Below are 11552 nucleotides of genomic sequence, written 5' to 3' on the forward strand. Positions count from 1 at the left end.
GACCGCATCCGCAACCCGTTCCGTCCCAACCGTGATCGAAATCAAGGCCGGCTCGCCGCTGGCTGAAATTCTCGAGGGATAAAGCCGGAGGCTCCTGTCGAGCCTCCGGCTTCGGAGAGTGCTTCGGTACGGTCAGTATCTGTCGTGCAGCTTCACCCAGCTCATGGTGCCGTCCTCGTTGCGGCCCTTGGGGGTAAGGTCCAGCCAGTTGAACGCGCCCATCAGCAGTTCGGTGCCGCGGTGATAGGTCGAGTAGGTGTGGAAGATATCGCCCCTGTCGTCCTTGGCGAAGACGCTGAGGCCGAACATATCCGGGGAGGTGCGGATCGGGGTCAGTCCGTAATTGTAGCTCGCGCGTCCGGCGGCGCGGTCCTCCTCGGTGAAGGACACCGCGAAATCATAGTTGAAGGCGCGGTCGCCGGACGAAACCCATGGGAACGTCCAGCCCATGCGCCGCTTGACGTCCTCGATCCGCTGGATGGGGGCGCGCGACACGGCGGCGAAGGCGAGGTCCGCCTGCTCGAAATGCTGCCGGGCAGAATCGGCATGATCGACCGTGAACGAGCAGCCCGGGCAGATGTGTTCCGAGCCCGGCGTCAGCATGAAGTGATAGATGGCGAGCTGGCTGCGATCGCCGAACAGATCGGCCAGCGTGCATTCGCCCTCCGGCCCGTCGAAAACATAGGGCTTGTCGACCTTGACCCAGGGCATCTGCCGGCGCTCGGCGCGCAGCGCGTCGAGCTGGTGGGTCATGGCGCGCTCCTTGGCGAACAACGCCTTGCGGGCAGCGAGCCATTCGTCGCGCGAAACGATTGTGTGTTCCATGGTCAGTCTCCTTCGGTTTGCCTTTGAAAGGGATGAGCCGCCGCATCGCGGCGGGAAACGAGCTTCAGCCACGGCGGAAGATGAAAGAGGCCCATCAGCAGGTACATCCAGGCCATGCCGTCCAGGGGAAGCGCACCGGAGCCCGACGCGCAGATCGCCATGGAGCCGCTCACGGCCCATGCCATGACGGCGAAGGTCGGCGCGGCCGCGAGGGCCAGCCAGCCGCCGGCACCACAGGCTTGTCCATCGTTGTTTCCGAGAAAGGTCGTCATCTCTGCGTTCCCGATCATCCTGGCCGCTTCCGGCCGTTGCAAAGTCAAGCTAGATCGGAAGCGGCAAAGCGCGGGAGTGACAAATGTGACGGGATTCCAGTGTCCGGCAGCACACCAACGCAACGCCACGAGGTGGCGCCGGGCGCATGACGTTGACTGGCACGCGGCGCCATAGCCCGTGCTGACGGTCAGGCTGAATGGTGTGGTTGAAGGGGAGAGACGGAGAGGTCCGTTCTGTTTCGGCGCAGGCGCAAAACGAATCTGATCTCGCTTCCGAACGGCCCCGGGCCGTCGTCACGCGGCGACCGGCTGTAAATTCCAACCAGAAGCAGGCGCGTCAGATCCCGGACCCGTCGAGCTGTTCTGCGTCTTCGCCTTCCCAGGGGGAAGGGGCGGAAGCGCGGTTGAGATTGGCCGAGGGCATCGGCATCCAACACTTCAGCTCCGGTTCGGCATATTCGATGATGCAGCCGGGAGCGGAATCGGAGGCGCGCCAGCCTTCTGCGCCGAAGCGGTCGCCATGCGACCAGAAGGCGACGTCGACTTCCGCCGGCCCCTGTTCGGACGGTCGAACCGTGATGAGGATCCGGCTACCGTCTTTCGGTGCACTTGCCATATGGCGCCACCGGTCTGGCTCGTTCATCGCGTTCTCCTCCTGCCTTGCCTTGGACAGAAGTTTCGCCCCGCCACCGGCGCCGGTCAACCCAAACTTTGCGCCGTCACCCTCTTTCGATCGGCATGGCCGCAGGTCGGTTTTTCGGAAGATCGGCGGCATTCGCGCAGGGACGAATGCCGCCGATCCATCGATGGGAAACCGGTATCAGAACATCGTGTTCTCGTTGGCGGCCTGTTCGGGGACGTCCTGGATCACGTCCCAGTGCTCGACGATCTTGCCATCGGTGACGCGGAAGATATCGACGACGGCCTGGCCGCGATCCTCTGCGCCATTGGTCGACTGGACATGGATCCAGACGAGGTCGCCATCCGTGGCGCTACGCACGATGCGCGCCCTGGAATCGGGATTGTCCTTGAAGAAGCCGTTGAAGAACGACACGAACGGCGTCTTGCCGTCCGGAACCTGCGGGTTGTGCTGCTTGTAGTCGTCGGCGACCACGGCCGCCGCCTTCTCCGTCTCGTGCTTGTTGAAGAAGAGATCGTAGAACTCGACGACGAGCTTGCGATTGGCTTCCTCCTGCGCAAGGTCGCGCGGCGCCGACTGGGCGAAGGCGGGCAGGGCGGCTGCAGCCACGAGCAGCGCGGCGGGGAAGAGCGTTTTCAGAAAGGGCTTCATGGGCGTTTCTCCTTTGCGTTGGGACAGCCGCCGGGATTGAAGCGTTTCCGGACAGGCGCCGGGCGGTCGATTTCCGTGACGCGAGCCATGCGGGACGCTCCTTGGCGTGAACTGCGATGTGGTCTAAAATGTAGACCTAGACGCTAGCTATGGCAGCCGAGTACCGTCCGCAAGAAGTCATCTTTCGGTGATCTGGTCACAGCGCGATGACCTTGAACAGTATTGGAGTGACCGGATTGAAAGCAGAACCAGCCCTGGGCGCCCCCTTCGTCTTCGACCAGCCGTGCCCCATCCGTGACGTGCTGGACCGGATCGGCGATCAATGGAGCCTCCTGGTTCTCGAGGCGCTGGAGCACGGCCTCAAGCGCTTCAACGAACTCCTGCGCGAGATCGGCGACATCTCGAAGCAGATGCTGTCGAGAACGCTGCGGCGGCTTGAGCAGGACGGCTTCGTCACCCGCCGCGTCTATCCGGAAGTGCCGCCGCGCGTCGAATATGCGCTGACCGACCTCGGGCGCTCCTTTCTTGTGCCCATGAAGGTGCTCGTCGGCTGGGCCGATGACAACCACCGCACCATCGTCGAGGCGCGCAAGCATTACGACGATCAGGCCGGCGCATCGTGACAGGCACTTGAAACCCGGCGGTTCAGCCGATATCCGACCGCGATGATGTCAAACACCGAACCATCGACAGGTCGATCAGCATGGAACCCGATTTTCTCGTAACGCATTCCGGCGGTTTCCACGCGGACGAACTGTTGTCCAGCGTGATCCTGACACGCCTTTTCCCCGCGGCCCGTCTCGTGCGCAGCCGCGCGCCGGAATGGATCACGCCCGGCGCCGACAGGGTCATCTATGACGTCGGCGGCGCCTATGATCCGGTGGCGGGGATTTTCGACCATCATCAGCGCGGCGCGCCGTTGCGCGACGATGGCCAGCCGTTCAGCTCGTTCGGGCTGATCTGGCGCCAGTTCGGCCGGGATTATCTCAATGCTCTCGATGTTCCCGCCTCGGATACGGAAGCCCTGCATGCGCGTTTCGATCTCGATTTCGTGCTGCCGGTCGACCTGATGGACAACGGCGCCCTGAGCCCGTCGGCGGCCGGCGCCCTTGCCAAGGTGACCCTGCCGGTTCTGCTGGAGACGCTGAAGCCCGTCTTCGACGACCGGGCGCCGGATGCCGACGACCGGGCGTTCCACGATGCGCTTGCCATCGCGCGCAGTTTCGTCGAGGCGACGATACGCCAGGGCGCGGCGAAGCTGCGGGCCGAGTCCATCGTGCTGCAGGCCATCGTCGCGGCAGGAGAGGGGCAGGTGCTGGAGCTTCCGATGGGCATGCCGTTCCGGCCGGCCATCGTGAAGGCGGGCGCGGACCACCTCCTGTTCGTCGTCCACCCGCGGGACACGGACTGGTGCCTGACGGGTATCCGGCGGTCGAGCGACGGGTTCGAGCTGCGCGCGGATCTGCCGGCGACCTGGGCGGGGCTGACCGGAGATGCGCTTGCGGCGGCCTGCGGTGTCGCGGGTGCAACCTTCTGCCACAACGGCCGCTTCATCGCCGCGGCAAAAACGCGGGAAGCCGCGCTGGAAATGGCGCGGATCGCGGTTGCGCAAGCGGCAACCGCGATCCCGGCATAACCGCCGGAGCATCGACGGTTCGATAGGTTGGCAGGCCGATGGCCGCAGGCTGTCCGCATGCGACCATGGAAGGCGCGTGTCTAGGGCATGTCAGGTTCAGATTGAACCAGACATGCTCTAACTTCTTTTGTTTTCGTTTGTCTTTTCGGGAAAACCGGTTCCCACTTTTTCCTGACAAACTCTAGTGCTGCGGCGCCGGCATGCCTTCGGGTTCGCCGGCCATCGTCGAACGGCCGTGCTGGATGAGCGGACGGTTGCCCGCCAGCCGCCGGAGCAGCACGTAGAAGACCGGCGTCATGAAGATGCCGAAGAAGGTGACGCCGATCATGCCGGAAAAGACGGCAAGGCCCATGGCGGCGCGCATTTCCGAGCCCGCCCCCGTGGAAAGCACCAGCGGCACGACGCCCATGATGAAGGCCATGGAGGTCATGAGGATGGGGCGCAGGCGCAGGCGGCTGGCCTCGATGGCGGCCTGTACCGGGTTTCGTCCCTCGAACTCCAGTTCGCGTGCGAATTCCACGATGAGGATGGCGTTCTTCGCCGATAGGCCCACCAGCACCACGAGGCCGATCTGGGTGAAGATGTTGTTGTCTCCACCGGTGTACCAGACCCCGGCAAGGGCCGCGAGCACACCCATCGGCACGATCATGATGATGGCGATCGGCAATGTCAGGCTCTCATACTGGGCGGCCAGTACGAGATAGACCAGCAGCAGCGCCAGCGGGAAGACGACGATGCTCGAATTGCCGGCGAGGATCTGCTGGTAGGTCAGGTCCGTCCACTCGAAGTCGATACCGGCCGGAAGGGTGTCGGCGGCAATCTTCTCGATGGCCTCCTGCGCCTGGCCGGAGGAGAAGCCCGGCGCCGGCCCGCCATTGATGTCGGCGGCGAGGAAGCCGTTGTAGCGCGTGGTGCGCTCCGGCCCGGTCGTGGCGTCGACCGTCATGAGCGCGGCAAGCGGGATCATCTCGCCCGACTGCGAGCGCACCTTCAACTGGCCGATGTCCTCCGGCTTGGCGCGGAAGGCGGAATCGGCCTGTACGCGCACGCTGTAGGTGCGGCCGAAGGCGTTGAAGTCGTTCACATAGAGCGAACCCAGATAGATCTGCAGCGTCTCGAAGACGTCGGTCACCCGCACGCCGAGCTGCTGGGCCTTGGCACGGTCGAGATCGGCATAGAGCTGCGGCACGTTGATCTGGAAGCTGGAGAACAGGCCCGCCAGCTCCGGCGTCTGGTAGGCCTTGGCGAGGAAGGCCTTGGTCGCCTCGTCGAGCGCCTGGTAGCCGAGGCCCGCGCGGTCCTCGATCTGCAGCTTGAAGCCGCCCGTCGAGCCGAGACCGTTGACCGGCGGCGGCGGGAAGATGGCGATGAAGGCATCCTGGATGCCGGCGAATTTCTGGTTGAGCTGCATGGCGATCGCCCCGCCCGACAGGTCCGGCGTCTTGCGCTCCTCGAAATCGTCGAGCGTCGCGAAGACGATGCCCGAGTTGGAACCGATGGTGAAGCCGTTGATCGACAGGCCCGGGAAGGCGATGGCATGGGCGACGCCCGGCTGTTGCAGCGCGATGTCGCTCATCTTCTTGATGACCTCTTCCGTGCGGTCCAGCGTGGCGCCGTCCGGAAGCTGGGCAAAGCCGATGAGATACTGCTTGTCCTGCGCCGGCACGAAGCCGCCCGGCACGGCGTTGAACACCGTATAGGTGGCGCCGACGAGTGCGAGGTAGATGGCCATGACGATGGACTTGCGCGAGACGAGCCCGCCGATGCCGCGTCCGTAGCCGTTCGACGCCGCGCCGAAGACCCGGTTGAAGCCGCGGAAGAACCAGCCGAACAGGAAATCCATGCCGCGCGTCAGCCAGTCCTTGGGGGCATGGTGGTCCTTCAGGAGAAGGGCGGCCAGCGCCGGGGAGAGCGTGAGCGAGTTGATGGCGGAAATGACCGTGGAGATGGCGATGGTCAGCGCGAACTGCCGGTAGAACTGGCCCGAAAGGCCGCTGATGAAGGCGAGCGGCACGAAGACGGCGACCAGAACCAGCGCGATGGCGATGATCGGGCCGGAAACCTCCCGCATGGCGCGGTAGGTCGCCTCGCGGGGTGAAAGGCCGTTTTCAATGTTACGCTCGACGTTTTCGACGACGACGATGGCGTCGTCGACCACGATGCCGATGGCGAGCACGAGGCCGAACAGCGTCAGCGCGTTCACCGAGAAACCGAAGGCATACATGACCGCGAAGGTGCCGATGATGGAGACCGGCACGGCAAGCAGCGGAATGATCGAAGCGCGCCAGGTCTGCAGGAAGAGGATGACGACGAGCACGACGAGGGCGATGGCTTCGAGCAGCGTGTCGACGACCTTGTCGATCGAGGAGCGCACGAATTCCGTCGTGTCGTAGACGATCTCGTATTTCACGCCGTCAGGCATGGCGAGCTGGAGCTGGTCCATGGTCGCGCGCACATTGTCGGCGATCTCGATGGCGTTCGAGCCGGGGGCCTGCAACACGGCGATGGCGACGGCCGGCTGGCCGTCGAGCAGCGAGCGCAGCGTATAGTCGGCAGCGCCCATCTCGACGCGGGCGACGTCCTTCAGGCGGGTGATCTGACCGCCGGCGCCGGTCTTGACGATGATGTTGCCGAATTCCTCCGGCGTGTGCAGGCGGCCCTGGGCGTTGACATTGAGCTGGAGGTTCACCTCGTTCGGCGTCGGCGAGGCGCCGATGATGCCGGCGGCGGCCTGCACGTTCTGTTCGCGGATCGCGTTAGTGATGTCGCTGGCGGCCAGCGCGTGCTCGGCCGCCTTCTGCGGGTCGATCCACACGCGCATGGCATAGTCGCCGGCCCCGAAGACCTGCACCTGCCCGGCGCCCTCGATGCGGGCGAGGCGGTCCTTGATGTTGAGCGTGGCGTAGTTGCGCAGATAGGTGACGTCATAGCGGTCCGTCGTCGAGACGAGGTTCACCACCATGATGAAGTCGGGCGAACTCTTGACGGTCGTCACGCCGAGCGCGCGCACTTCCGCCGGCAGGCGAGGTTCTGCCTGCGACACACGGTTCTGCACGAGCTGCTGCGCCTTGTCCGGGTCCGTGCCGAGCTTGAAGGTGACCGTCAGCGTCAGCACGCCGTCCGAGGTCGCCTGGCTGTTCATGTAGAGCATGTCCTCGACGCCGTTGATCTGCTCTTCCAGCGGCGTGGCGACGGTCTCGGCGATGACGACGGGGTTGGCGCCCGGATAGACCGCGCGCACAACGATGGAGGGCGGCACGACCTCCGGATATTCGGAAATCGGCAGGGCGCGCATGCCGATAAGGCCTGCCACCACGATGAGGATCGATAGTACCCCGGCGAAGACCGGGCGATCCACGAAGAAACGGGAAATATTCATGTCGGTGCCCTCTCCATAGGGACGAACGGGCCCACCCGGCGGGCAAGGCTCCGCCGGCGGGGTAGGATTTCTTCTGTTGATAGGGGCGGGACGCCAAAGGCGCCCCGCCGTCCTCCGCTATTTCACGGAGGCGACGCTTTCCTGCTCCTGCGGATCCACCACCACGCCGGGGCGGACGCGCTGCAGACCGTTGACGACCACCTTGTCGCCATCGGCAAGCCCGCTTTCGACGATGCGCTCGCCGTTCGAGAGGCTGCCGAGCACGATCGGCCGGTAGGTCACCTTGTTGTCCTTGTCGACGACGAAGACGAACTTCTTGTCCTGGTCGGTGCCGACCGCCTTCTCGCTGACGAGGATCTTGCTTTCGGCCTTCGGCTCGCCCATGCGGATGCGCACGAACTGGCCGGGGATCAGCCGGCCGCCCGGATTGTCGAAGACGGCGCGCACGGTGACCGTGCCGCTCGCCGCATCCACCTCGTTGCCGATGAGCTGGAGCTTGCCGCGGATGGGCGTGCCCTCGTCGGCGAGCGTCCCGATCTCCACGGGGATCTGTTCGATCGGCTGAAGCGCGCCGCCCGAGGCCGGCAGCGCGGCGAGAGCGGCCGCGACCGTCTCCTCGCTGACATTGAAGCCGGCATAGATCGGATCGACGGAAACGAGCGTCGTCAGGGCGGGGGAGGCCGAGCCGCCGGCGACGAGGTTGCCGGTGGTGATCTCCACCTTGCCGACGCGACCGGCGACCGGGGCGCGCACCTTCGTATAGCTGAGCTCGAGCTCGGCGGCGTCGAGCGTTGCCTGTGCCGTCTTGAGGCTGGCTTCGGCCTCGGCCAGCGCGTTCTGGCGCTGGTCGACGTCGCTCTGCGAGATGCTGTTGCTCTGGGCGAGGCGCTGGCCCCGCTCAAGCTGGGTTTTCGCGAGTTTCACCCGGGCCTCGGCCGAGGCGTACTGGCCTTCGGCCTGCGTCACCGCTGCCTTGAAGGGTTCGGGGTCCAGCGTGAACAGCAGGTCGCCCGCCTCCACCAGCGCGCCCTCGCGGAAGTCGACGGACTGGATGGCGCCGGCGACGCGCGAGCGGATCTGCACGCGGTCGATCGCCTCCAGGCGGCCGGAAAATTCCTGCCAGGTGACGACGTCGCGGTTCTCCACGACGGCGACCGTGACCGGCACTGCCGGCACGTCGGCGGTCACCGTGGCCTCGGCCTTGGCGACATTGGCCGGCAGTTGGAACATCAGGGCTGCGGCGGAAACGGACACAGCCAGTCCCAGGCCGGTGCCCATGAGGGCCCAGCGTTTGCGCTTCGATAACATTGTCTTCTCCTGGTGGCGTCAGGCCACGCTATGCGTTGGTTCCAATAAAATCAGTGAATGCTAATGTTTTGAACGAAACCGGAAAACGCCTGGGCGAGACTGTCCGCCCAGGGCCCGGTTTCATCGGATGTCCCGCTGTAAATCATGGGCCAGCCTGTTCCTGCGGGAAGGACATGCTGCTGAACCGTGACGCCCGCCTCCTGAAGGCGGTCGGCATAACCGAGGGTCTCGTCGAGCAGCGGATCGTCCGCTGCCGAGAAGACCAGCGCCGGCGCAAGACCGGCAATGCGCGAGCACAGGCAGGGCGCTGCATAGGGATGGCAGACGCCGCCGCTGAGATAGTGGCTCCAGCCGTCCGTCCAGCGCTGACGCATGCCGATCGTGTCGGCCTTGCGAAAGGACGAACTTGCCATGAAGGGGTCGAGCAACGGCGAGAGCAGCACCTGGCCGTCCAGTTCGTCGGCAAAGTGATCGCGCGCCTTGAGGGCGACGCCGGCCGCGATGTTGCCGCCGGCCTCCTCGCCGCCGATGAGCAGCGGCGACTTGCGGTCGCCGAGCCCTGCGCGCTTCTTGGCGAGATAGGAAAAGATCGAGAAACCCACCTCCAGCGGTTTGGGGAAAACGCCGCCGCCGATTGCGTTGTAGTCGGGCACGGCGACGATGGCCCCGGTGCTGGCGATGCAGGCGGCGAGCGGGCAATGCACGAGGCCGGTCTGCGTGAAGGAACCGCCGTGGAAATAGAGCAGGACCGGCGCGCCCTTGGCGTAGTCGGCGCCCTGATAGACGCGCACCGGCACGGGGCCGATGGCCACCTTGTCGAACGTCATATCCTTGATTTCTACCGGCATCGATTTTGTCCCGCGGGCCGCTTGGAAATAAGCTGGTCCCTCACCATTTATATCGTCAGTCATTTTGCCCAGATAAGTGTGGTAAAACGGATTTCACTGTCCAGATTTTCGAACAATCATAGCTTCCAACGTGGGAATGTTCCATGGATCAGCTTTCTGCGATGCGCGCCTTCCTCCGGGTCGTGGAGACGGGCAGCTTCACCGGCGCCTCCGCCGCGCTCGGCATGCCCAAGGCGACAGTCAGCAACCTCATCCAGAATCTGGAAAGCCGCCTGCAGACCAAGCTCCTCAACCGCACCACCCGCCGGGTGATCGTGACGACGGACGGAGCGCTCTATTACGAACGGGCGAACCAGATCGTCTCCGATCTCGACGAGCTGGACGGCAGCCTCTCCCATTCGCGCAACAATCCCGGCGGACGTCTGCGCGTGGAAATGGCCGGCGCCTTCGCAGATGTCCTCGTCATTCCCGAACTCGGCGACTTCCATGAGAAATACCCCGATATCCAGATCGATCTCGGTGTCGGTGACCGGACGGTGGATTATCTGGCGGAGAATGTCGACTGCGCGCTGCGCGGCGGCGCGCCGGGCAATGCCTCGCTGATAGCCCGCCGCGTCGGGGAAATGGGCCTCGTCGTCTGTGCGGCGCCCGCCTATATCCAGCGCTTCGGCATGCCGGGGCATCCGTCGGAGCTGGCCGCTGCCCATCATTGCGTGAACTACTTTCTCGCCCAGAACAACCGCATCATGGCCTTCGAGTTCAGGCGGGACGGCGAGGCGGTCGAGGTCGACAGCCGCTACATCGTCTCCGTCAACGATGCCCGCACCTATCTTGCCGCGGCCCTTGCCGGCCTCGGCGTCGCGCTGCTGCCCTGCTTCATGGCACGCGATGCGATCGCAGAGGGCACGCTCATCCCCGTCCTGTCCGACTGGGACGTCGAGCCTGTTCCACTCTACATCGTCTATCCGCCCAACCGTCATCTCAGCAACAAGGTCCGCGTCTTCGTCGACTGGCTCGTCCGCCTGCTCGCGCGCACGGAACTGACGGCCCAGGCCCGGACGGTTGACAAAGGTGCTACTGGGTAGCAATTTTGCGAGAAAGGAGAGGGCCGATGAGCGTCAAGTCGTCGATATCGCTGACGGAGCAGCAGGATGCCTTTGCCCGGTCTCTGGTGGAGAGCGGGCGCTATTCGAGCCTGAGCTCCGTCCTCCAGCAAGGCCTGGAGCTGCTTCGCCAGAAGACCGAAACGGAGACGGCCGAGGCGGATTCGCTGCGCGAGCTGCTCCAGCGGCGGCTGAACGGCCCGACGCGATCGGCCGCGGACATGGAAGGCCGCGTCGAGGCTCTCATCGCACGCAAGAAGCGCGATGCCCGTCTGGACCCTTGAATATGTCGAGGCGGCCGAGCACGATTTCGCGCTGATCTTCGACCACCTGCTTAGCGCCTATCTCGACCTCGGCGACACGCTGGACGATGCCCTTGACCGTGCGGCCGAGCGGTTGCGCGACTTGCGCCGCCAAATCGACCGCCTGGTCGAGACGCCCCATATCGGCACCCTCAGACCCGACATCTACCCCGGTATCCGGTTCCTCCGACGGGACAAGGCGGCGATCTGGTTCCTGCCGGTCGAGGACCGTTCCACCATCGTCGTCGCCGCCATCTTCTACGGCGCACAGGACCATATCAGGCACATGCTTGCACGCATGCTGACGGCCTAGCCAAGCGCCTCACACGTTCTCGGCGATAGCGAACTGAGCGGATCCATCGCTGGCGCATGCGATGACGACGGGAGCATAGGGCTCCAGCCATTCACTGTGGATGTGGGTGTTTCCGGCGATGTCGAGGCTGGCGGTCGCGATCCCACCGTCCTGCTGGAATGCGACCGGCTCGCCGTTCACCGTCAGCCAGACGAGGGCAGCAGGGCAGCGGACCTCGACGGTCAGGCGCTGGCAGCCGGGCGCAGTGGACGTGTCAATGTCGGCGAGCGTGGCCT

General features: G+C 64.9%; 13 protein-coding genes. 5 read left to right on the forward strand and 8 right to left on the reverse strand.

Going from position 1 to position 11552, the window contains the following annotated elements:
• Nucleotides 1–132: 132 nt before the first annotated feature.
• The 4 genes from V8U06_RS28615 to V8U06_RS28630 form a co-directional block, all read right to left on the reverse strand.
• A complete protein-coding gene (locus V8U06_RS28615; protein WP_427143566.1) occupies nucleotides 133–825 on the reverse strand; it encodes a DUF899 domain-containing protein in 693 nt (230 codons plus the stop codon).
• 2 nt (nucleotides 826–827) lie between these two features.
• On the reverse strand, nucleotides 828–1097 hold the full coding sequence (locus V8U06_RS28620; RefSeq protein ID WP_427143567.1) for a hypothetical protein: 270 nt from the start codon (nucleotides 1095–1097) through the stop codon (nucleotides 828–830).
• Between the two features lie 337 nt (nucleotides 1098–1434).
• Complete coding sequence (locus V8U06_RS28625; protein WP_226923241.1) at nucleotides 1435–1740, reverse strand: hypothetical protein; 306 nt, start codon at nucleotides 1738–1740, stop codon at nucleotides 1435–1437.
• A gap of 177 nt (nucleotides 1741–1917) precedes the next feature.
• Complete coding sequence (locus V8U06_RS28630) at nucleotides 1918–2388, reverse strand: nuclear transport factor 2 family protein (protein ID WP_427143568.1); 471 nt, start codon at nucleotides 2386–2388, stop codon at nucleotides 1918–1920.
• Nucleotides 2389–2624: 236 nt separating this feature from the next.
• Here V8U06_RS28630 and V8U06_RS28635 point away from each other — a divergent pair, with 236 nt between their 5' ends.
• A complete protein-coding gene (locus V8U06_RS28635) occupies nucleotides 2625–3011 on the forward strand; it encodes a winged helix-turn-helix transcriptional regulator (protein WP_427143569.1) in 387 nt (128 codons plus the stop codon).
• 80 nt (nucleotides 3012–3091) lie between these two features.
• Entirely contained in the window at nucleotides 3092–4024 is a 933-nt protein-coding gene (locus V8U06_RS28640) for an MYG1 family protein (RefSeq protein WP_427143570.1), read from the forward strand.
• A gap of 181 nt (nucleotides 4025–4205) precedes the next feature.
• Here V8U06_RS28640 and V8U06_RS28645 read toward each other — a convergent pair whose 3' ends face one another.
• The 3 genes from V8U06_RS28645 to V8U06_RS28655 all read right to left on the reverse strand — a co-directional run bounded on the left by V8U06_RS28645 (nucleotide 4206) and on the right by V8U06_RS28655 (nucleotide 9559).
• Nucleotides 4206–7403 carry an efflux RND transporter permease subunit gene (locus tag V8U06_RS28645; RefSeq protein WP_427143571.1) on the reverse strand — a complete coding sequence of 1066 codons (3198 nt, stop codon included), beginning with the start codon at nucleotides 7401–7403 and terminating at the stop codon, nucleotides 4206–4208.
• A 117-nt stretch (nucleotides 7404–7520) separates the two neighbouring features.
• Complete coding sequence (locus tag V8U06_RS28650; protein WP_427143572.1) at nucleotides 7521–8711, reverse strand: efflux RND transporter periplasmic adaptor subunit; 1191 nt, start codon at nucleotides 8709–8711, stop codon at nucleotides 7521–7523.
• Nucleotides 8712–8761: 50 nt separating this feature from the next.
• A complete protein-coding gene (locus V8U06_RS28655; protein ID WP_427143573.1) occupies nucleotides 8762–9559 on the reverse strand; it encodes an alpha/beta hydrolase fold domain-containing protein in 798 nt (265 codons plus the stop codon).
• Between the two features lie 143 nt (nucleotides 9560–9702).
• On the opposite strand from V8U06_RS28655, the gene V8U06_RS28660 reads away from it, so the two are divergent.
• Genes V8U06_RS28660 through V8U06_RS28670 form a run of 3 tightly spaced genes read left to right on the forward strand, consistent with a single transcriptional unit; the run spans nucleotide 9703 to nucleotide 11277 of the window.
• The gene (locus V8U06_RS28660; protein ID WP_427143574.1) at nucleotides 9703–10644 is read left to right on the forward strand and encodes a LysR family transcriptional regulator; all 942 of its coding nucleotides are present in this window, start codon (nucleotides 9703–9705) and stop codon (nucleotides 10642–10644) included.
• Between the two features lie 26 nt (nucleotides 10645–10670).
• Complete coding sequence (locus V8U06_RS28665) at nucleotides 10671–10946, forward strand: ribbon-helix-helix domain-containing protein (protein WP_226923224.1); 276 nt, start codon at nucleotides 10671–10673, stop codon at nucleotides 10944–10946.
• The gene (locus V8U06_RS28670; RefSeq protein ID WP_427143575.1) at nucleotides 10927–11277 is read left to right on the forward strand and encodes a type II toxin-antitoxin system RelE/ParE family toxin; all 351 of its coding nucleotides are present in this window, start codon (nucleotides 10927–10929) and stop codon (nucleotides 11275–11277) included. Before V8U06_RS28665 ends, V8U06_RS28670 begins: the two co-directional genes overlap by 20 nt.
• Nucleotides 11278–11286: 9 nt before the next feature.
• Here the strand turns inward: V8U06_RS28670 and V8U06_RS28675 are convergent.
• Nucleotides 11287–11552 (reverse strand): hypothetical protein (locus V8U06_RS28675; protein ID WP_427143576.1); only part of this gene is annotated, 266 nt, incomplete at its 5' end.

This window comes from Shinella sp. G-2 (genome assembly GCF_050172695.1).
Lineage (GTDB): Bacteria > Pseudomonadota > Alphaproteobacteria > Rhizobiales > Rhizobiaceae > Shinella.